This window comes from Sphingorhabdus buctiana, from assembly GCF_042680825.1.
Classification (GTDB): Bacteria; Pseudomonadota; Alphaproteobacteria; order Sphingomonadales; family Sphingomonadaceae; genus Sphingorhabdus_B; species Sphingorhabdus_B buctiana.
This window is the reverse complement of record NZ_JBHUEL010000005.1, coordinates 13,487-32,455: the sequence shown is the minus strand read 5'-3', so window position 1 is coordinate 32,455 and position 18,969 is coordinate 13,487. Positions and strand designations below refer to the sequence as shown.

Genomic DNA, 18,969 nt, shown 5'->3' with positions numbered 1-18,969 from the left:
AAATGGCATTAAAATGCTATATGCTGCCATATGGAGAATAGTCATGCTGGCTTTGCAACCCGTTGATACCGTCCCCCACGCCTTTCGGCCCGACCCTGTAACCCAGGAGGAAGCAGCGGCGATGTTCCGCGCCGTGCTGAACCTGTTTGGGAAATGGGAAGTAACGGACGAACAGGCAGCGACTTTGCTCGACATGCCGGTTCGCTCCTACCGGCGATGGAAGGCTGAGGGGCCGGGCCGTGTCTCGCGCGATGGTGCGGCGCGGCTCTCCAACCTGATGGGTATCCACAAGGCGCTGAGGATCATCTTTTCCGAAGCCCAACGTGGCTACGCCTGGATCAAGGCAGGTAACGCCGCCTTTGCCGGAGCGAGTGCGCTCGACGTCATGCTTGGCGGCGAGCTGACCGATATCATGCGGGTGCGTCGCTATCTTGATGCCGAACGTGGTGCCTGGTGATTGATCCCAAGGCGATTCCGGTTGCGCAGGTCGAGTGGAAAGGTGCTGTACGGATTATCCGCAGTGCCTTTCCACCGATCGACCTGTTCGAAGACATCTCAGACCCTGCAGATTGGCCGCTGCTGATCTCCGCCGAGCAAAAAACCAATCCCCGCATTATGGCGACGATCGGCAATCTCGATCTGGTACCTGCTGACCGCCGGGTAGGGGGCAACGGCGCATCCTATCTGATGGCCCCGTTCACGCATGTCAGCACTGACCGGCCAAGTCGCTTCACCGATGGGACCTACGGCGTCCTATACGCGGGGGATGCATTCGAAACTGCGCTGTTCGAGACAATCCATCACCATGCCCGTTTCATGGCTCGCACTGTAGAAGCGCCAGGCTGGACCTCACAGTTCCGTGAGATCATCCTTTCGGTAAGCGCCGATCTTCACGATCTTAGGAGCCTTGCGGCAGGCGATTCCGCGCTTGATCCCGACAACTATGCTGCATCGCAAGCCCTCGCTGTTGAACTCAAAGGGGGCGGGGCCGAAGGTCTTGTCTATCCGAGCATCCGGCATCCGGGTGGTGAGTGTGTCGGCTTGTTCTACCCGGATTGTGTATCCGACCCCACTCAGGGACGTCACCTCGATTACCACTGGGACGGAACAGGTGTCGATCTGGTTCGAGACGCTGGTACAGGGGCGATGTTTCGAGTGGTGGCTACTGCGTAGAATGACGCTCCAGCCCCAAGGTTTTGGTGCTTCGGTCTTTGTAACTTTACGATTTAATTTCAGTCATTTGATTACTCTGGGCATGTTCCCGAATGCACGCATCGAAAATATCTTGGCCGAGCGCTTGTGGCATCTCGCAGGAGCGTTTTCCGAGAAGGATCAGGCGGCGGCGCTCGTCGCGCAGCTCGGCTCCAAATACCAGGTCCGTGTTGGGTCGTGACGGTAAGGCATCGACGATTTCAAAAAAGGCTGACTCCTTGCTCCCGTCGCTTGCTTGTTCGGCCAGTTCAGCAATCAACCAGGCCGAACTTTTCCGTAGACGCAGGCCCGATGCGCGAACTTCATGGTGCTGCCATCCGTCCGATTCACCCAGAAACATTTGGTATTGAAGTCGGCGGTCCGGACGCTGAACCCGGCGACACCGCTTCCGATTTTTTCGTCACCTTCGGGATGGCGGGCTAACGCAGCCATCAACACCTTTGCATCTTCTGCACTGACTTTGTCGCCAACGTCGTACTTGTGAAGCATCGTGTTCAAATAATCGACGGCGTCGCCCTTCTTGTCGAAATGCAGATCACCTAAATCGAACGGCTTGGCAGGCATTTGCAACCTCCTACGTCAAGAACTCAAGGTGTCTTGGCTATCTTTATCATCGGCCAATAGCTTCTCACGAATTTCACGAATGATGATAGCTGGGATGTCCATTGTCTCAAACTGGGCGTCGCGCTCTAGTGCCCATTGCATACATCCTTCTTTAGTTAGGTCGTCCCTGGCAATCTTCTCGTAGAGGCTTACCGCGCTCATGCGAGACAGGCCCAGTTCCATCAATGACAGGAGAGTGCGCGTCGAAACGCCAAATTCGAGCTGTGTCCCGATATCCAGGTAGTCGTCGATCAGGTCCTCGCGGCCAATCTCGCGGAGATGGAGGTGGAGAATGTCCATGTATGCTGACAAATATTTTGGAGCTCTGAATCGGGCGACCTGTTCGACAAGCTCCATCGTTTGCCGGATCAGCGTGGGCAGGACGTAAGACCGTCCATGCGTATGGTGATACTCGATATTCTTCCTTATCATCGCTGCGAGCGAAAGGCCCTTAAGCCATTGCACGACGATGACGACATAGAGCGGGATCAGACTGTCAGGCATGAAAGCCGGATATAGGTGCTCGTTGATTCTGCGCATTATCGTAACGAACCGATCATAACTGTCTTGGCTCTCGACCGGAGCGGGGATCAGGTTTTCGACATCCTTTTGGTAGTTTCGAAAAGCATTGAGCAGTGACTGGAGTCCCAGCGCGCTCACGCCCGGGTGACGTTCGGCGATGTTAGAGCCGATCTCGATCGTGTCCGCCAAAGCGGCAAGTTGCGCGTCGATCTTCGCGATGGTTGCGGGATTATGACGCTTCGCGAATCCCGCCTGCTCGATCGAACCCAAGCGGAGGTAAGTCGCCAGAAGGTATGCACCAACCTGTTCGAATTGACCAACATCAGGCAGCTCTGACAGTGGCGTATCTGCCCTCCTTTCAAGATAGTCGGCCATGCCGTCACCCGTCTCAAGAACGGCGTCGCTTTCGCGCTTGATTGGATAACGGGATCGTATGGGGACGCCGTTGGGCCAGGCGGTGGTGTCGTCCGGATCGATGCAAACGATGTTTCCCTGAAACTCGTTACCCCATCGGCCAGCTCGTCCCGCGAGATTCCAGAAATCATGAGGCTCCATCGGATGCCCAATGCCTTTTCTTGGGCCACGAACGACAATCGTGCGGCACGACAGGTTCACGCCTTCGATCAACGTCGAAGTGCAAACCAAAAAGCGAATTTTCCCGCTACGAAATAGGCGCTCCACCTCCTGACGTATCAGGGATGGCATGTTGCCGTAATGAAACGCCACGCCCTTAAGAACGAGAGATGCTAGAGAAAAATTGGGATGGACGCCCTTTTTTGCCAGATCGGCAAGTTCGACCAACTCCTTGTCTGTACCATCGACCGGAGGGATCAATTGGGAAATCAGGTCGGCGATATCTTCGGCGTCGCCTGCACGATTGGCATATACCAAGGTGCCGCCGCGCTCCCCGACTGCCGCCGCTATGAAGGCCAGCTTCTTGCTCAATGTGCCTGGTGAGCTGCTAAGCTCCAACACACCGATCTGCTCAGAAATGACGCCTTGGCGTATCGAAAGCTTCCATCGTTTTGGTTTACGAGGAACCTGCTCAGCGACGATCAGGTTTTGAATGACGGTCGGCGAGTCGCTGTCAACAAAATCTACGTCTGCCGCACTTGGAGCGTCCGCCAGTAATTCTTCAGGATTTTGCGTCGCAGGGCTGATGAACACGGCCTTCAGGTTGGGGTTAGTGCGCTCGAGCCGTTCGATAGCATCCTGCAGAATGACGCCCCGCTGGTTGTCGCCAATCTTGTGAGCTTCATCGACGACCAGCAAATCGACGTGGACGTCATCGCCGAGTACGTTGGCAAGAAGGTGAAGCCGCTCCTGCGTGAACACGAGGATGAGTTTGTTTCCCCCCTCGTACGCGGCATCATATTTCTCCCGGAGCGGGAGGGATGAAACCTCAATTTCTGCGCCTCTGCCCAGCAGCAAGGTCAAGTTCGTCTCGATTTCCGAAACCAGTGCCCTCGTCGGTGCGAGATAGACCGAGACGCGCGTTTCAGCCGAGCGCATATGATTGATCAGCCACTGCAAGACGAGGAACGTCTTGCCGGAAGCTGTAGGGGCGGACGCCGATAACCATGTGTTTTTCGTGGCGCTATCCCAAAACCGCTGCTGGAAATCGTTGACTTGCAACCAGTTTCCGCTGGATTCCATGAGAACAGAATGATCCAACTTTCGGCGCTGGGCTTCCATTCGCAGTCCCAGACCTAAGCGGCCCTCCAAGTCCGTCTCCAGCAATTCGCGATTGTTCGCGAGGGCCACCGCGCGGAAATTGGATAGCTTATCAAGCAGGACCGCCCCGGCATCTTTCACGGGCTGTGAATCTGCCAGCGTGACGGCACCGGTCGCAATTCGCAGCGCGATCTCCTGATGCTGTCGGATTTCGGATCGAGCCAGGATACTTCCGGCAAACAAGAGCCGATGCCAGTCGATATCGGGGTCTTCCGCGGGTTCAGGCTCAAGATGGTCCAGCTCAGTCCTAACGGTGCGACGGGTTAGGACAGCTACATCGTCTTTGATGCCCTCGTTCACCAGCCACTTGGTCAACTCTTCGAGGCTCATTCAGTGAGCCCCATCGCTTTGAGGAATGCCTTCCGGAACCCATCCGCTGAAGGCAGAGGGATGCAAAGCACCTCGATCTCAATTTGATCCAGCTTTTCGGCAGTCAGTCGCGTTCCAATCCGCGTCTTCAGGTTTTCGAGCTCAGTCTTGGCGGCTTTTGTAATTTCCTCCGCCACCGCCTTGACGCCGTCGCTAGGATAGAAGGCTGCATCAAACCCGATCAGCGCGATTCCGCAGTATTTGACGCGCTTTGACTGCTTTGAGTCCTTGTTAAAATACTGCCGGAGCGCGGCCGTGACAGTCGGGTCAGACAGGTCGGCTTTGTCGCTCAGAAGGATCAAGTCCTTTTCGCGCTCGGCACCTTCGTGGTCCGGCTCGATTAGGAAGGGGGCAATTGAAGCGAAGCAATCTTTGATCCCTTCGCTGACGTCTTTGTATACCTTGGATTCACCCCAAAAAAGCTTCAAAATTCCGTCGTCCGTCACCCCCGCATATACACCATCAGCGCCATGATAGTGCTGTCTGGTATCCGTCTTCAGGTCCATCTTGCAGAGGATTTGCGGCAGCTTCAAAAAGCGCTCGGCCAGCAGAAAGAGCAGCATCTCACCGCCTTCGCCGGTTCGCGCGAGATCCGTGAACGACCGCTTGGCCTCTTCGTGCAACGCTGCAACAGCCTCACCGCTCTTGTATTTTTCGTCCCGCGCCTTGGCTGCGGCCATCCTTGCCCGAGGTATTGCGTAGGTGGTCACCGCATTTCGCATAAACTCGGCAAGCCGATGGGGTTCTACGCGGCCATTGGCGTCGACGGTCAGGCAATGGCAGTGAATTTTTACGAGATGCCCGTCGAGAACGACGTCGCGCTCGACGAGTTCGAGGTGAACTTCGAGGGCCTCCGGGTCACCGGTGAGTGCGGCATTCAAATCATCGACCGTGATGTCAGACAGGTCATCCCCCAGAAGTAGCGACCGGTTGCAGTCAAACTGCCATATTCTATGCATTTTTGGCGGTTGAGTCCCGGAGGTATTTATCCACTGCTCTAATCTATCGTTTGCTGCTTGAAGACATCCCAATGGATGCATCCGGTGACCCGTATCCGGCAGGCGGGATCACATCTCGCTGCAGCTTCAGAACTGCCCAATCTTGGGGGCGCCCGTCGGCTATGTCGGCGATTGCGGACCCACCCATTGTTTGGGCCGAATGTATACTTTCCTAAGTCTTGTGTCCTGAACCGGGCAGGCGGAGGCCGGCCCGCCCACAGTCACCAAGAGGGAAGGGGGCTTGGTTCTGAATGAGCCGAATGAGCGTCGAAGGTCGATGCCTGTGCTCATATTCAGGAGTAAGTACCATGATCAAAACGATCCCGCTGACCAAGTTGGTCCAGTCCCCTCGCAATGTGCGCCGTTACGGTGACCCCGCCGCAGATTCCGAACTGAAAGCGAGCATTGCAGCCCATGGGTTGTTGCAGAACCTCATCGTTCGTCCTGCGGCTCGTGGCAAATTCGAGGTCGAAGCCGGAGAGCGCCGCCGGTGCGCCTTGCTAGCGCTTGCCGAAGAGAAAGTCCTGCCGAAGGGCTACGAGGTTACCTGCCTCGTGCTTGAGGACGATGCGCAAATCGCAGTCGAAACGAGCCTGGCCGAGAACTTCCATCGCCTCGCGATGAACCCCGCCGACGAAGCACAGGCGTTCGCTGCCCTTATTGATGCTGGTGCCTCGACGGAAGATGTCGCGCGCCGCTTCGGGCTGACGGTACGCTTCGTAGAAGGCCGTTTGCGTCTCGCGACACTCGCGCCTGTCGTCTTCGATGCTCTGGCATCCGGTGAAATCACTCTCGATCTCGCCAAAGCTTTCGGCGCGACCTCCGACCAGGAAATTCAGGCTCGCGTCTACGAACAGGCGTCCTCGGGGTATTATGCGCCCAGCGCCGACAGTATCCGGCGCATGGTGCTCTCCGGCACGGTTCGCGGCAGCGATGCTCGGGCCCGCCTTGTAGGTCGCGAAGCCTATATCGCTGCAGGTGGCCGGATCGAACGCGAACTCTTCGACGACGATGACAGCGAGTCCTGGGTCGATGTCGCGCTTCTCGAAACGCTCGCCGCAGAGGAGATGGAAAAGCGCGCCAAGGCGCTCGCAGCAGAGCAGGGTCTTGCCTGGGTAAGGCCGACGCTTGACGCCTATGCCAGTCACGATCTCGTCGAAGGCCTCATTCGACTTCCAGCCGAGCCGGCTCCGTTGACTGACGCCGAACTTGCCCGCCTTGACGAGCTTGATGCCTCGTACGACGAGCATGCGGCCATTCTTGAGGACGAAGACAGCGCCGAAGAAGCAATTGCTGCGGCCGAGGCGACGATCGAAGCTATCGAGCGCGAATGCCAGGACATTCGGGCAAAGCCCCCGGAGCTGGCACCCGAACTGAAGGCCGATGCCGGAATGATCCTCGTTCTCTCGCGCGACGGCACACCGGTTCTCCAGCCGGTGTTCTACGGCGAGCGCGACATCGAAGTCGTTGGTGACGAAGATGTCGTCGAAGTCGTTGCGAGTGTCGGCAGTGATGGCAGACGCCGTGCAACGCTTTCCAAGCGTCTGGTCGACGAACTTGCGATGCAACGTCGTGACGTGCTCGCGCTCCACGTGGCATCGGATCCCGGCCTTTCGCTCGACATCATGGTCTTCACCCTCGCGGATGCCGACACCCACGACTGGCGGTCACACGCGGCCACGACCTTGCGTGGCGGCGTCCCCGCGGGTCCGATTGTAGGGTTCGAAGCGAAGGATGCGCCGGCAAGCGCATCACTTGCGGACCTGCGCTCGGGTCTCGATGAGAGCTGGCGATCTGGCGAAGACGCTTCGTCGCGCTTCAAGATGTTTCGGGCACTCGCTGATGAAAGTCGCGCAGCATGGCTCGGCTTCGTCGTCGCTCGTACGCTCGAGGCGAGCCTTAACATGGCTGGCGAACGTCAGATCACGTTCCAGGATCATCTGGGCAGCACGATCGGCATCGACATGGCACAATGGTGGCGTCCGACCGCGGCGAACTACTTCGACCGCGTCTCGAAGCAGGTCATCCTTGATGCGCTCACCGACGTTGGCGGTTTGGAACTGTCCTCGCGCTTCGCATCGGTGAAAAAGGGCGATCTCGCGATGAGCGCCGAGCGCGTCTTCGCGGGGACCTACATTACCGAGGTCGAAGTTCGGGAAAGGGCGCTCGCCTGGGTGCCCGAAGTCATGCGCTTTGCCGAGCAGCCGGAAATTCCTGCCCATAACGAAGCGCAAGGTCCCGACGCGGATTGTGTCGCCAACGACGACAATCAGCCCCCGAGCGAGCTGGCCGCCTGACCTCCTCCTGACAGGAACGGCTGCTCGCCACCGTGAAGCGGTCCTCCGGCACATGCCGGGGGGCCGCTTCCTTCATGGAAAGAGAGTGGAGGGGGCTCCGGGATCTCCGGCACTGACCGACGAAACTGTCGTCAGGCCATTTCAGGAGATCCAACATGGCCTATCGCAAGGGACAAAGCAGCGGATTGTCGCCTGCTGCCCGTATCACCCAGGAAATCATCGCCCGCCTCGAGTCCGGCACGAAGCCGTGGATCAAGCCATGGCGCGGTGTGCCAATCTCGCGCCCATTACGCGCGTGCGGCGTCCCTTATCGCGGCATGAATGTTTTCTGGCTCTGGATGGTTGCCGATATGTGCGGTTACGCCTCGCCGTTCTGGATGACCTACAATCAGGCCAAAGAATTGGGTGCGCAGGTGCGCAAGGGCGAAAAATCCACCATCGCCATCTTCTACAAGAGCTACACCAAGGAAGTCGAAGCTCCCGACACCGGCGAAAAAACCGACGAAAGTCGTCGCGTGTTGAAGGCCTATCCGGTTTTCAATGCCGATCAGGTCGAAGGCCTTCCGGAACGTTTCCATCCCGCCGCGACGCTTGAAGTGGTTGAACCCGAGGGCCGTCAGGCTGAACTCGACTCATTCTTTGCCAGTGTTCCGGCCGTCCTGCGGCATCAGGGCGACGAAGCCTATTATGAGCCAGTGGCTGACCGGGTGACAATGCCGCCCGCGCATCTCTTCTCGGGCTTCGACCACTATTACGCGACGCTCGCACACGAGCTGTCGCATTGGACCGGCCATGCCAGCCGCCTCGACCGTAATCTCAAGAATCGATTTGGTTCTGCAGCTTACGCCGCCGAGGAACTCATCGCCGAACTTTCGAGCGCCATGCTTGGCGCTGAGCTCGGTCTGCCAGTCACCCACCTCGATAGCCATGCGAGCTATATCGAGCACTGGCTCAAGCTCCTGAAGCAGGATGACCGTGCCATTCTCACCGCTGCCGCAAAGGCGGAGGAAGCATCAAGGCTTCTGCTCAAACTCGGAGGACGGATCTCTGCCGAAGATACCGACGAGGCGTCTGCCGACGCTGCGTTGGCCGCCTGAAGGAGGGTGTCATGGGCCGATCGGTTAGCTCCCCCAGCGGGGCCATCGTGGCCTTCACGGTGCTCGAAGTCGAAAACGACGACGACTGGGACTTCGAATATGAATGGCTCCGCGAGGATCTGCGTGAGCGCGCTGGGCGGGCTTTCCCTTCCCTGATCGCGCACGACGGTTGGCGGGGGTGCGAAGACCGCATCCTCATGCGCAATGCCTACGCGGATTTCGGCGTGTCGGTTTACGCCGGCCTGGTTGCGGTGTGGATCGTCGAGCGTGACGATGGCGCCTATTGGGATGCCGATTGGCGCACGGCCAGATCGCCGAGGGCACAACGCTGGCTGTCCCAGATCGCCTCCCGCTTTGAAGCGTTGTTCGGCGACTACGTCTGCCTCGGTCACATGTCGAACGGTGAGGGCGTCTACGCAAAACGGGTAGCCTGATGCGCCAGTCACTTTGGTCGTGGCGAAGTGCCTGTCCTCCCTGACGAAGCTTGCTTTTGCACTCATGGTCTGAAGCCATGCGAGAGAGGCCCTGGGCCAGCCGCCAGTCTGCCGCAACCCGGCTTGCGCAGGCCCGAGTTGGCCCGGCCCTTTGGGCCGTTGGCCTGCCCGCGCCAGCCTGCCCAAGCGGGTTTCCCCCTGTCGGGTGCGGAGACTGCCTCAAGCTGGCCCTGACGGGCTCTCGCTGGCGCAGCCATGAGCGGGTGCGTCAGCCTCACGCCAGTCAGGAGGACAATACCCATGCACTCATCATTTTCCGAGCAACTTGCCGGCCTCGACCTTTCCGGTTTTTCGATTGGTCCTGCCCCGGTTTCCACCAATGATTTTCCGGTCCACGAAGCGGTCGTCCAGACTCTCGAAGCGGTCTGGTCCGATCTATTTGCGATGGTCTCTGGGACTGCGCTGGAGGCCGATGCCGAGGACCTCGGTTGGGCGTTCGTCAACATCTTCCATCGTTCCGCGACCCGCAAATCGGCCGCAGTCGACCGCGCAACCGACGAGGTCCGAGCACTCCTCGCCACTGCCGATGGATCCGAAATTCACACCCATGAACTCGAGACCCAGGTTGAGCGTGCGCAGTGTGCCGAAGGCGCCATGCTTGCTCTCGAAGAGATGCGTGAGGTGGCCGCTGCCCTCTATCTCAACGAGTTCGGATCTTCGTGGAAACCTGTGTCGAGCTCGCGCTTCAATCACAGTGCCATGCTGACTTCTGCGCTTGTCGAGGGCCGCGAGTTCGTCCGAGCTCGGTCCGAAGCGAAACGCCGCGCCGCCATGCCAGAAGGTACGCCGGTGATCTTTGCCGGTGGCCGCACACGCCATCCAAACGAGCAGGACGCTCTCACCTTTGCCAACAATGTCTGGGCTACTCTGGACAAGGTCCACGACCGGGTTCCTGACATGGTTCTTGTCCACGGCGGTGATACCAAGGGTGTTGACCGTCTGGCATCCTCATGGGCGGAACGACGCAACATCCCGCAAATCAGCTTCTCCCTCGACATGCGCCTCGGGGCACGCGCAGGCTTCAAGCGCAACGAGCGTATGCTCTCGCTCGACCCCCGTTATGTCGTCGCCTTTCCCGGAAACGGAGTCCTGGAGCGCCTCGTCATCGAAGCCAAATCCCGTCGGATCACGGTTGTAGATCGCCGTGGTCCGCTGGGCACTTCCCCCAAGCGCGCGGCGCAGGATACCGACTGATGCGTCGGGCATCGCGCCAGCGCTATCGGCGCTGGCGCAGCCCGTCAGAGGAAAGAGATCGCTTGTTATCGTGGGCAAGACGATTGGTGCTTGCCCGCACATATCAGGAGATTTCTCATGACTGATTTTCAGGCAATCATGGCGGACTTTGCTGTCCGCCAGGCCGAACGCGCGGCGCAGGCGCAAAGTGAAATCCAACGGCTCAAGGCAGCTATCATTGACCCGCTGCGCAATGCCGAAATTGCCCGCGTAGAAATCCGCTTCGATGGGTGCGGCGACAGCGGTGCGGTCGAAGAATGCGTCTTCTCTGATGCCGTCGGGGCGAGTGTTCCGTGTCCCGAAGTGACGATCGACTATGCTGGAGAAGGCGACGACCAGAGCCTCCATTCCGCCATCGAGCAACTGACGTACCTTGCTCTCGAACGCCATCATCTCGGATGGGAAATCAATGATGGTGCCTGCGGCGAACTGATCATCGACGTGGCTACGCCGAGTTTCGTTCTGGACTGCCAGCTGCGTTACACGGCGACCGACGACCATTCGACTGATCTCTAGGAGAAGTGCGATGGCTCATTGCTATTATCACGCCCTATCGTCGGTCCGGAAATGGGGAGGGGTGGTGGAAGATTACCTGCCGCTCCACCAATGGTTTGACCAGTCGAAGGCGATCTTTGCTGATCCGCGGCACCGGGCCCTTCGGCACCATGCCGAAGGCATTTTCATGCTTGAAACGCTGTTCGGGCCTACCATCGTCAACGCCGACAGCCGTGTCGTGCCCGTTCGTCTTATAGGCGAGCAGCACGTCCGCGAGGACTTGGGTGCGATCCCTTCCTTTGCGGATTGGGGGCGCCTCATCACGCCCCAAGACTGGATGTTGCGGGGGCATCGCCTGGACGGGCCGATGCCGCTTGGCACTGTGGAGACTGGTGCTAGCGGTGCGTTTTCAGGTGGTCATTCGTCGGCTTCGGGAGGAGCTTTCGTCGTCGAGATATGATGTCGCCTTGAAGGCAGGCGAGGTCGGGGGGGGGCACGTCGCAGCCCGTCAATGCGAAAAGTCATGGCTTAGCCTGTGCAAGGCACTCGGGACCAACCCGGCCTGTAAGCAAACCTTTCCTGAAGCACCCCCGTCGAGACGCGCAACCCCGATCAGGTCCGGCCGAGTTGCCGGGCTGCGCCCGGCTGCCCGCACCACCCGAACCAAATCGAGGTTTCCCTTCGGTGCGCTTCGCCGGGGCCGCTTCCTAGTCGGGTTTGCAGCCGGGATGGACCCGGAATGCTCGATCAGGAGAAAGACCATGACCAATCTCGTTATCCTCGTTGGCCGCATTGCCCGCGATCCCGAAACCCGCACTACCCAGGGCGGCACCAACATCACCTCGATCTCGGTCGTCACCGACCGTCCCGCCCGCAAGGACGGCAAGACCTACAAGGACGAAAACGGCTACACCGCCAAGGACAGCGAATTCCACCGTGTGACCTGCTTCAACGGTCTCGGCCAGAACGTCGCCAAGTACTGCACCAAGGGCCAGCTCGTGACGGTCGAGGGGCGCATCCACTATACGCAGTGGGAAGACCAGGACGGCGCCAAGCGCTACGGCTGCGAGATCATCGCTGACAAGGTGGACTTCCTCACCAAGGGGCGGGCGTCGAACAATGAGGGTGCGCCCGACATCGATGAGGACTGAGCGCCTTCCGCAAACAACAAGGCTCCGATGGTTCGCGCCATCGGGGCCTTTTTTGTGATCGCTGGCGTGAACGGCGGGGCGGGGCATCGAGCCCACACCCCGCCGCGGTTGAAGTGTCAGGCGGGGGAAAGCCGCTTGAGAGCATCGCCGATCCCGATGGTAAGCGATGCGCGGATGAGCTGCTTCAGTTGCGCGGGTTCGATCGTCTCGGCTCCGCATTCAAGAAGAACCTTGCCCAGTTCGCCGGCTGCTTCATCACGGAGCCTGGCCTCCTGTGCATCGAGTTCTTCGCGCTGCTCGCGCAGCTTCTTGAGCGCATTACGCGCGCTCGGTTTGGACCTGGCCATCAGATTGTCCTTTCGCTGGCCGTTGGTCCCCTCCACGCGCGACAGTGCCAGCATGGGGCCATGTAGGAAAACGGTTTTTGCCGCGATGCTAGTGCTTCTCACGCTGACGTTGGAGAGGTCTCTCTCGCAGAAAAACCAAGTGTGATGCGGGCTTTGGGGCCGCGTCAAGGACGACGGGGCCCCACCATTTTTACCGGGCAAGCCCGGCAAAAATCGTTTCCCCCATCGCCGCTTCGCGGCCGCGCTACGCGCGGTCCCTGACCCGGCCCGTCGCCCACATCCTCGCAGCTCCTGATGCGACGCATCGAACATCAGGAGGAAAGATCATGTACGCTTCACTGAATATCGCGCAGGGTTCATTCCAGGCAGATCAGGCAGCCTTCGTTGCCGCACTCGACAAGGCTCATGCCCGGTCCCTTCACAGCTACTTCACCCAATATGTCCTGACCGATGGTGAGGCAGGTTACATCGCGGTCGATGAGGGCGATTACGGCGCACTGCCCAAGGCCATGCTGGACCGGGTCATCGACACAGTGCCTGGAAAGCTGAGCGATGAATTCTGATGCCACACAAAAGGAGGAAGTCCGTCAGGGCTTCCTCCTTTCTTTTTGCTCGGGTCCCGTATTGTCGCTCCCGTAGGCATCGCGCGAGCATTCCCTGCAGCATCAGCCCTCGGCGGTAGACGCATCGATTTCCTCCAGCCGATCGGGCAACTCGAGTACCTTCATGGCCGCTGCTGAAATGGCCTCGGCCTTCGTCGGAAAGGCTTCCGCCGAACTGATCGACACGCCGCTCGAATAGGTCACGGTTGCCTGGAATCCGTTGCCTTTGGGCGTCGCGCTCAGTGTTACATCCGCCATAGCCATGCTCCTGGTGGGGTGCCCGCGACACCATTCTTCCTGCCGGCGGACTCGATCGATCTTTAACACAATCGGCAATCGAGCGGCATGGTATTCATCCCCGGGTCTTGGGACGTCAAAACCGCCGATCCCGTGCAGGTCGTGACACTGGGACCTACCCTCTAAGCTGGGGACAGAGGTGCACACCGAACGCAGTAGCTGCTGCTGGTGAAGCTGAGTTAGATTAGCGAGTAACGGCCGATTTTGGCGAGTGGCAGTTTCTTGCTGCCTAATCTCAGCGCGACCTTGCCATGGCTCTGTCAATCGGAGACGAGCTGTAGCAAGTCTGACAGCACCCAATTGGGTCCAATTTTCAATCAGGTACAGTTAGTCTGACAGCTCCGCAACGAGTTTTCCGGCGAACCCCCAATCTTCAAATTCAACTTCTTGAATCACGACATGGACGTGCTCGGGCCTCTTACCGAGGTGCTCCACCATTAAATCTGTGACACCTTTTACGATCTCTCGCTTGGCTTCCTTGGTAGCGCCCTTGGTAAACTGGACATTGATATAAGGCATCGCGGCAAATCCTGTTCAAAAATATGATGTGAAATCATGGGCTTCTGTCCGAATGCCGATGAATCATCAATGTCGCCGTGACCGGCAACTTTGCCTGCTTCACAATCCCGAACTCGTCGGTGGGGCGATTCTCGGGCAATTCATTGCAGGCATTGCAAGCCCGACCGATCAATCTGACTTTTTCTCCGAGCCGGAGAACATCGATTTCCATTCCTTGGAACCGGGCTTAGCTTGCCATTTCATCTTGTCGGACAGAACACTCAGGCCCTCAGAGACAGACGGGCGAACCTTGATCTGGTCATACCAACGTTTCACATTTGGATAATCTTCAAGGTCCTGGCCCTGCATTTTTCGGGGCCTGACCCATGTGAACGTAGCTATATCGGCTATCGAAAATTCGTCCGCCAGATATTCATGATCCGCCAGCCGGTTATCGAGCACTTTGTAAAGGCGAGCGGCCTCTTGTGTGTAGCGGTCTACCGCATATTCGATCTTCTCGGGCGCGTATGTTCTAAAATGGTGTGCCTGCCCGAGCATCGGCCCCATGCTACTCACCTGGAAGAAAAGCCATTGCAGGGCTTCCAGCCTTTTCACTTCAGACTTGGGAAGAAGCTTTCCGGTCTTTTCAGCCAGGTAGAGCAATATGGCGCCAGATTCGAATATCGCAACCGGCTCGCCATTTGGACCATCGTGATCGATGATGGCGGGAACCTTGTTGTTTGGACTGATCTTAAGAAATGCCGGATCGAACTGTTCACCGGCCAGAATATTGATTGGCGTAACTTTGCCAAGCAATCCCAATTCCGCCAAAGCAATCGTCGCCTTGTATCCGTTGGGAGTAGGCCAGAAAAACAGTTCGATCATAGCGTGCGACCTGCTCCCCTTATCCGACGATCTTGAGATGATTCGAACGGTCGAGAAGCATTCCCGGGTTCATAATCCAATCTGGATCAACAGCATTCTTTGCGCCAGCCAACATATCCCGGAAAAGCGGGTCCACTTCCTTGTCGTACCACGGACGGAAGCTGCGTCCGACCGCATGGTGGTGCGTGATTGTCGCGCCAAGCTCCGATATCGCATCAGAAGCCACGTCGGAAAGCGCCTGGTAATGTTCAAGGCTCGTCTCGTGCGTGGAAGGCGCAACGACGGAATAATAGGGCGCCGGCCCATCGGGATAGAGGAAGGAGAATCTGCGGCAAACAATGCCACCGCCGGTCAGCGCTTTTTGCGCCTCGCTGACCCGGCGAATAATTTCCGTGTCCACGGCTTCGAATTTGTCCCAGGTATAGGCCGTTTCAAAGGTAAAGCTGACCACGCCCATCGCAGCGCGCGTATGCATCAATCGCGGCAGGTAACGGAATTGCTCGCGCCAATTCCCCTGCGCGCCGCTGCGGCTTGACTTCAAGGCATCGCCGCCCGATCCGGTCTTGGTCACGACTTCACCGCCGTGGTCCTGGCAAATTTCAACGCCGCGCTCCAGCCAGACATCCACGGGATGATCCGCAGATTCAAAGCCAAGCAGCAGCACAGATTTTGTGCCATCACCAGCGCCATAAAACTGGGCATCTTGCGCGTCCAGATAACGACAATTCGCAGGAAACAGGCCTGCCTGTGTGATCTGCCGAATGGCTGCGGCACCTTGATAGAACGTGTCAAAGGTGATGGTCGCATTCGCCCGGAAGACCACTCGCCCCTGAAGCTTCATCCATGCCTGTGTGATAATCCCGAGCGAGCCTTCAGAACCGATAAAGAGGCGGTCGGGATCCGGGCCGGCACCTGATCCCGGCAATCTGCGATTTTCTATCGTTCCGCGCGGCGTTACGACCCTGAGGCTCTGCACCATATCGTCAATATGGGTAAGGTGGGTAGCATAGTGGCCCGAAGAACGCGTCGCAATCCAGCCGCCAAGCGATGAAAACTCCCAGGATTGCGGAATATGTCTCAATGTGAGGCCGTGCGGCTTTAGCTGATCTTCAAGCGAAGGCCCAAGCGTACCTGCCTGGATAAGTGCGCAGCGGGAGACCGGGTCAACCTCCAGCACCTGGTTCATGTTCCCCAAATCGATAATTACCGAACCGTCGCAATCCTCCGGGGCAGTAAAGCCGTCCGTGACACTTGATCCGCCGCCATATGGAATTGCCGCATAGCCATTATCACCGCACCAATCCAAAACTGCGGCAACCTCGGCCTCGTTGCGAGGATAGGCAATCACATCAGGCGGATTGGTAAAATCTCGCCGAAAAATGCGCGTCAGGTCCTTGAAGCTCTTGCCGTAGGAATGAGAAACGCGATCCCATTTGTCTGAATTACAAAAAGACGACAAGGAAGCAGGGATGGAGATCCGCGATTCCCTCAACTCGATTTCCTCGAGCGTTGGATCAGACAAGACCACCGGCTCATCAATGCCCAGGCGTTTGCCAACGCGAACGGCCATTTCCTTGACCTCAGCCTGGGAAATGACCTCGTCTTCGTATCCCCAGCTATGCCATTTGCGCCTCTTACCATAGTAGCCAGCTTGCTCAGTCATGATTCAATGCCCTCAGAAATCAGTTTGAGCACCAGAAGTTAACGGGTCGACGAACTTATTCTATTGCCATTGAAGTCAGTTTTTTGACAGATTCATTCAACTTCGTGCGCGGCCGGGATCTCCCTTGGATTGGAAAATTCAGACAAGAACCTCGGCTATTGCGGGCTGCTACAGGCCTCATGTTCAGGCGCGAGAAGCCCATCAGCCAATTCAACTGCTCGCGGTCGCTGCCTGCGAAGTGATTCGTTGTTAGGAACCGTTGCATGTCTGGCTCCAGCGTCGATCCCGAGACACTTCCCAGCCAGGGTCAGGTCTCATAAGTTGATTCAGAGGGCGCAGGAAGATGCCCGACAGACCAAGCTCATCCACGAGGCACGGGAAGAGTGGCAGGGTGTACGGCAACCGCATCTGCATGATGTTCTGCTTGATCAGGGTGAGCAGAGCTGTCCCAACCGTGTGGCTCGCCTTGCATGGCAAGCCGGGATCAAAGCTCAAGTTGGCTATAAGCGGCGTCCAGACAGCTATTGTGGCACGCCATCAGTTGTGATCGACAATACGTTGGATCGCCAGTTTGCAGTGTCAGCGTCCGACGCAGCATGGGTAACAGACACCACCTTCATCAGAACGCATGAGGGCTTCGCTTACCTCTCAGTGGTGATCGATCTCTATTCACGGCGGTGGTTGGTTGGCAGATACAAAGTCGGCAGACCGCTGATCTGGTCTGCCAGGCACTGCTGATAGCGGTGTGGCGCAGAAAGCCGAAGAACGTAGTTCTGATCCACTCCATCAGGGCTCACAGTTTATCTCCCGCGAATGAACCTGGCTCCTCCATGCCCACAATCTCAAGCACTCAATGGGCAGGCGCGGGAACTGCCATGATAATGCGTTCGCTGAGAGCTTCCTTAACCTGCTCAAACGCGAACGGATCCGAAGGCGGACATAAAAAACCCGCGCAGAAGCTCGGCAGGATGAGTTCGACTACATCGAAATTCTATAACCCCGTGCGAAAGCACGCCACAAACCCCATGTTGTCACCTGTGAACTTCGAACGACAGCAAAAAACAAACAATGAAGGCGTCTAGATCACTAGGCGCTATTCACTTCAATGTCTTCAATCTCAATGTTCCCCGTCAGCGCCTATGGCCCAGTTCATCGATCCGAAGTCAGGTGAAGTCTTGTCATTGCCGCTCCAATCGGAGACAAGTGGTCTCAACTTTGGTGACGCGAAAATGACCCACATCTCATACAAAAAAGAATTTTCAGATATTCGACAAGTTACATCGTTGAGACTCCTTGTTGATTTCGCGCGCGAACACGACATTCCAGCCCTCGAAATCCTGAAAGGAATGGAATTAGATCTGGATGATATTGAAGACCCATATTGCGAAATTCAGGTCTGGCAAGAACTCCGAGCAATTCAAAACTTGCTGGAGATAGACGATGATCCTGCCAACGGCGTGATTTTGGGAATGCGCCAACACCTGACCTGTTATGGAACACTAGGTTTCGCCATGATGGCTAGCCGCACGCTGGAACAAGCGCTAACGATTGGCGCCAAATTCTACAAGATATCTTTGTGGATCAACGAAGTTTCCGTTGTCCGAGATCCTGACACCATCAAATTCGTGATTCTTGGGCACAAGCTGCCACCATTCAGTCAACACTTTCTAGCTACAAGAGGCATGGCTGCCCTGGTTACCTGGGTCCAAGAGTTAACCAATTCCGAAGTATATCCATGCCAAACTTCATTCAAGAACGATAGACCGGACAATATGGATGAGGTTGGAAAGGCGTTTGGAACAGAAACGCTATTTGGGCAGAAAAACTATTCAATTTCATTCAATCGCAGCTTGTTTCGTATGCAATTGAAATTCGATGACCGTTGGTCACGCATGAGATTAGAGGACAAGCTGAGCAACACCCTTGAAAGGCGCCACTCAAGTACAAAAAACAGAGTCAAGGAAATGCTTCTGCAGATGTCAAATGAAAAGCTGTCCACTGAGCCAGAAATTTGTCGAGCTTTAGGGTGCTCAATGAGTACTCTGAGGCGTCGTTTGCATACAGAAGAAACAAATTTTCGACAAATCCAGTCCGAAGTTATTTTTGAACGTGCTTGCCAGCTCTTATTATCATCAACCATGACATTAGAGCAGATCGCTTACACGCTTGGATACTCTGAAGCAGGTAGTTTTTGTCGAGCTTTTAAACGGGTCGGTGGAATGGCACCCGGTCGTTGGCGCAAAGCGAATACATCCTAGCGATTCCACTGCTCAAGCTACAACCTACTCGGCAGGGCGCTTCGACCTCGACTTTTGGTTCTCATGTTCGTTCCTTCGTCACTACGACGAGAACCAAAACCCTCCTAAACTTCAACCGCTAATCTGTCTCATGAACGCTGACGGGGAACAGTCGCAGCTCTCATAAGCCTCTCTGTTGCGCCATCGCGTGATTTCATACTCGGCCGCGCCGTCA

The 18,969-nt window shown here is 57.1% G+C and carries 21 protein-coding genes and 1 pseudogene; 13 read left to right on the top strand and 9 right to left on the bottom strand.

The window, feature by feature from the left end; all coding sequences use genetic code 11:
• Positions 1-43: 43 nt before the first annotated feature.
• Together ACFSAG_RS07115 and ACFSAG_RS07110 are read left to right on the top strand one after the other, a co-directional pair.
• On the top strand, positions 44-457 hold the full coding sequence (locus ACFSAG_RS07115; protein ID WP_047823591.1) for an MbcA/ParS/Xre antitoxin family protein: 414 nt from the start codon (positions 44-46) through the stop codon (positions 455-457).
• Positions 454-1,173 carry an RES family NAD+ phosphorylase gene (locus ACFSAG_RS07110; RefSeq protein ID WP_062912954.1) on the top strand — a complete coding sequence of 240 codons (720 nt, stop codon included), beginning with the start codon at positions 454-456 and terminating at the stop codon, positions 1,171-1,173. Before ACFSAG_RS07115 ends, ACFSAG_RS07110 begins: the two co-directional genes overlap by 4 nt.
• 46 nt (positions 1,174-1,219) lie before the next feature.
• Here the strand turns inward: ACFSAG_RS07110 and ACFSAG_RS07105 are convergent, their stop codons facing one another.
• Genes ACFSAG_RS07105 through ACFSAG_RS07090 form a run of 4 tightly spaced genes read right to left on the bottom strand, consistent with a single transcriptional unit; the run spans position 1,220 to position 5,213 of the window.
• Positions 1,220-1,471, bottom strand: coding sequence for a hypothetical protein (locus ACFSAG_RS07105; protein WP_145923458.1), 252 nt, complete (start codon positions 1,469-1,471; stop codon positions 1,220-1,222).
• Positions 1,468-1,776, bottom strand: coding sequence for a DCL family protein (locus tag ACFSAG_RS07100; RefSeq protein WP_062912953.1), 309 nt, complete (start codon positions 1,774-1,776; stop codon positions 1,468-1,470). Before ACFSAG_RS07100 ends, ACFSAG_RS07105 begins: the two co-directional genes overlap by 4 nt.
• A gap of 15 nt (positions 1,777-1,791) precedes the next feature.
• Positions 1,792-4,401: a DEAD/DEAH box helicase gene (locus ACFSAG_RS07095; protein ID WP_381512883.1), complete on the bottom strand. Its 2,610-nt coding sequence runs from the start codon at positions 4,399-4,401 to the stop codon at positions 1,792-1,794.
• The gene (locus tag ACFSAG_RS07090) at positions 4,398-5,213 is read right to left on the bottom strand and encodes a HamA C-terminal domain-containing protein (protein ID WP_272936770.1); all 816 of its coding nucleotides are present in this window, start codon (positions 5,211-5,213) and stop codon (positions 4,398-4,400) included. The genes ACFSAG_RS07095 and ACFSAG_RS07090 overlap by 4 nt, the downstream gene beginning before the upstream one ends.
• On the opposite strand from ACFSAG_RS07090, the gene ACFSAG_RS07085 reads away from it, so the two are divergent.
• From ACFSAG_RS07085 to ACFSAG_RS07050, 8 genes are all read left to right on the top strand, one after another.
• Positions 5,178-5,363, top strand: a complete 186-nt coding sequence (locus tag ACFSAG_RS07085; protein WP_233203966.1) for a hypothetical protein — start codon at positions 5,178-5,180, stop codon at positions 5,361-5,363. The two genes, ACFSAG_RS07090 and ACFSAG_RS07085, sit on opposite strands and share 36 nt — an antisense overlap.
• Positions 5,364-5,746: 383 nt before the next feature.
• On the top strand, positions 5,747-7,735 hold the full coding sequence (locus tag ACFSAG_RS07080) for a ParB/RepB/Spo0J family partition protein (RefSeq protein ID WP_062912952.1): 1,989 nt from the start codon (positions 5,747-5,749) through the stop codon (positions 7,733-7,735).
• 155 nt (positions 7,736-7,890) lie between these two features.
• On the top strand, positions 7,891-8,832 hold the full coding sequence (locus tag ACFSAG_RS07075; RefSeq protein WP_296626091.1) for an ArdC family protein: 942 nt from the start codon (positions 7,891-7,893) through the stop codon (positions 8,830-8,832).
• 11 nt (positions 8,833-8,843) lie between these two features.
• On the top strand, positions 8,844-9,266 hold the full coding sequence (locus ACFSAG_RS07070; RefSeq protein WP_062912950.1) for a hypothetical protein: 423 nt from the start codon (positions 8,844-8,846) through the stop codon (positions 9,264-9,266).
• A gap of 300 nt (positions 9,267-9,566) precedes the next feature.
• Positions 9,567-10,520, top strand: a complete 954-nt coding sequence (locus ACFSAG_RS07065) for a DUF2493 domain-containing protein (RefSeq protein ID WP_062912949.1) — start codon at positions 9,567-9,569, stop codon at positions 10,518-10,520.
• A 117-nt stretch (positions 10,521-10,637) separates the two neighbouring features.
• Positions 10,638-11,075 (top strand): DUF6878 family protein, encoded by a 438-nt coding sequence (locus ACFSAG_RS07060; protein ID WP_381512878.1) that lies wholly within the window; start codon positions 10,638-10,640, stop codon positions 11,073-11,075.
• Positions 11,076-11,085: 10 nt separating this feature from the next.
• The gene (locus ACFSAG_RS07055) at positions 11,086-11,514 is read left to right on the top strand and encodes a DUF6915 family protein (RefSeq protein ID WP_183615169.1); all 429 of its coding nucleotides are present in this window, start codon (positions 11,086-11,088) and stop codon (positions 11,512-11,514) included.
• Between the two features lie 301 nt (positions 11,515-11,815).
• Positions 11,816-12,205 (top strand): single-stranded DNA-binding protein, encoded by a 390-nt coding sequence (locus tag ACFSAG_RS07050; RefSeq protein WP_062912947.1) that lies wholly within the window; start codon positions 11,816-11,818, stop codon positions 12,203-12,205.
• A gap of 116 nt (positions 12,206-12,321) precedes the next feature.
• Here the strand turns inward: ACFSAG_RS07050 and ACFSAG_RS07045 are convergent, their stop codons facing one another.
• Positions 12,322-12,606: a DUF6437 family protein gene (locus ACFSAG_RS07045; protein WP_381512873.1), complete on the bottom strand. Its 285-nt coding sequence runs from the start codon at positions 12,604-12,606 to the stop codon at positions 12,322-12,324.
• Between the two features lie 272 nt (positions 12,607-12,878).
• On the opposite strand from ACFSAG_RS07045, the gene ACFSAG_RS07040 reads away from it, so the two are divergent.
• Positions 12,879-13,115 carry a hypothetical protein gene (locus ACFSAG_RS07040; protein WP_013832744.1) on the top strand — a complete coding sequence of 79 codons (237 nt, stop codon included), beginning with the start codon at positions 12,879-12,881 and terminating at the stop codon, positions 13,113-13,115.
• A gap of 102 nt (positions 13,116-13,217) precedes the next feature.
• Here the strand turns inward: ACFSAG_RS07040 and ACFSAG_RS07035 are convergent, their stop codons facing one another.
• The 4 genes from ACFSAG_RS07035 to ACFSAG_RS07020 all read right to left on the bottom strand — a co-directional run bounded on the left by ACFSAG_RS07035 (position 13,218) and on the right by ACFSAG_RS07020 (position 16,497).
• Positions 13,218-13,412, bottom strand: coding sequence for a hypothetical protein (locus ACFSAG_RS07035; RefSeq protein ID WP_062912946.1), 195 nt, complete (start codon positions 13,410-13,412; stop codon positions 13,218-13,220).
• A gap of 366 nt (positions 13,413-13,778) precedes the next feature.
• Complete coding sequence (locus ACFSAG_RS07030; RefSeq protein ID WP_054588526.1) at positions 13,779-13,970, bottom strand: tautomerase family protein; 192 nt, start codon at positions 13,968-13,970, stop codon at positions 13,779-13,781.
• Positions 13,971-14,138: 168 nt separating this feature from the next.
• A complete protein-coding gene (locus ACFSAG_RS07025) occupies positions 14,139-14,834 on the bottom strand; it encodes a glutathione binding-like protein (protein WP_054588525.1) in 696 nt (231 codons plus the stop codon).
• A 19-nt stretch (positions 14,835-14,853) separates the two neighbouring features.
• On the bottom strand, positions 14,854-16,497 hold the full coding sequence (locus ACFSAG_RS07020; protein WP_054588524.1) for an FAD-binding oxidoreductase: 1,644 nt from the start codon (positions 16,495-16,497) through the stop codon (positions 14,854-14,856).
• A 321-nt stretch (positions 16,498-16,818) separates the two neighbouring features.
• Here ACFSAG_RS07020 and ACFSAG_RS07015 point away from each other — a divergent pair.
• Together ACFSAG_RS07015 and ACFSAG_RS07010 are read left to right on the top strand one after the other, a co-directional pair.
• Positions 16,819-17,579: pseudogene (locus ACFSAG_RS07015) on the top strand (IS3 family transposase); the annotation flags it as partial.
• Between the two features lie 57 nt (positions 17,580-17,636).
• On the top strand, positions 17,637-18,755 hold the full coding sequence (locus tag ACFSAG_RS07010) for an AraC family transcriptional regulator (RefSeq protein ID WP_381512866.1): 1,119 nt from the start codon (positions 17,637-17,639) through the stop codon (positions 18,753-18,755).
• Positions 18,756-18,969: the final 214 nt, after the last annotated feature.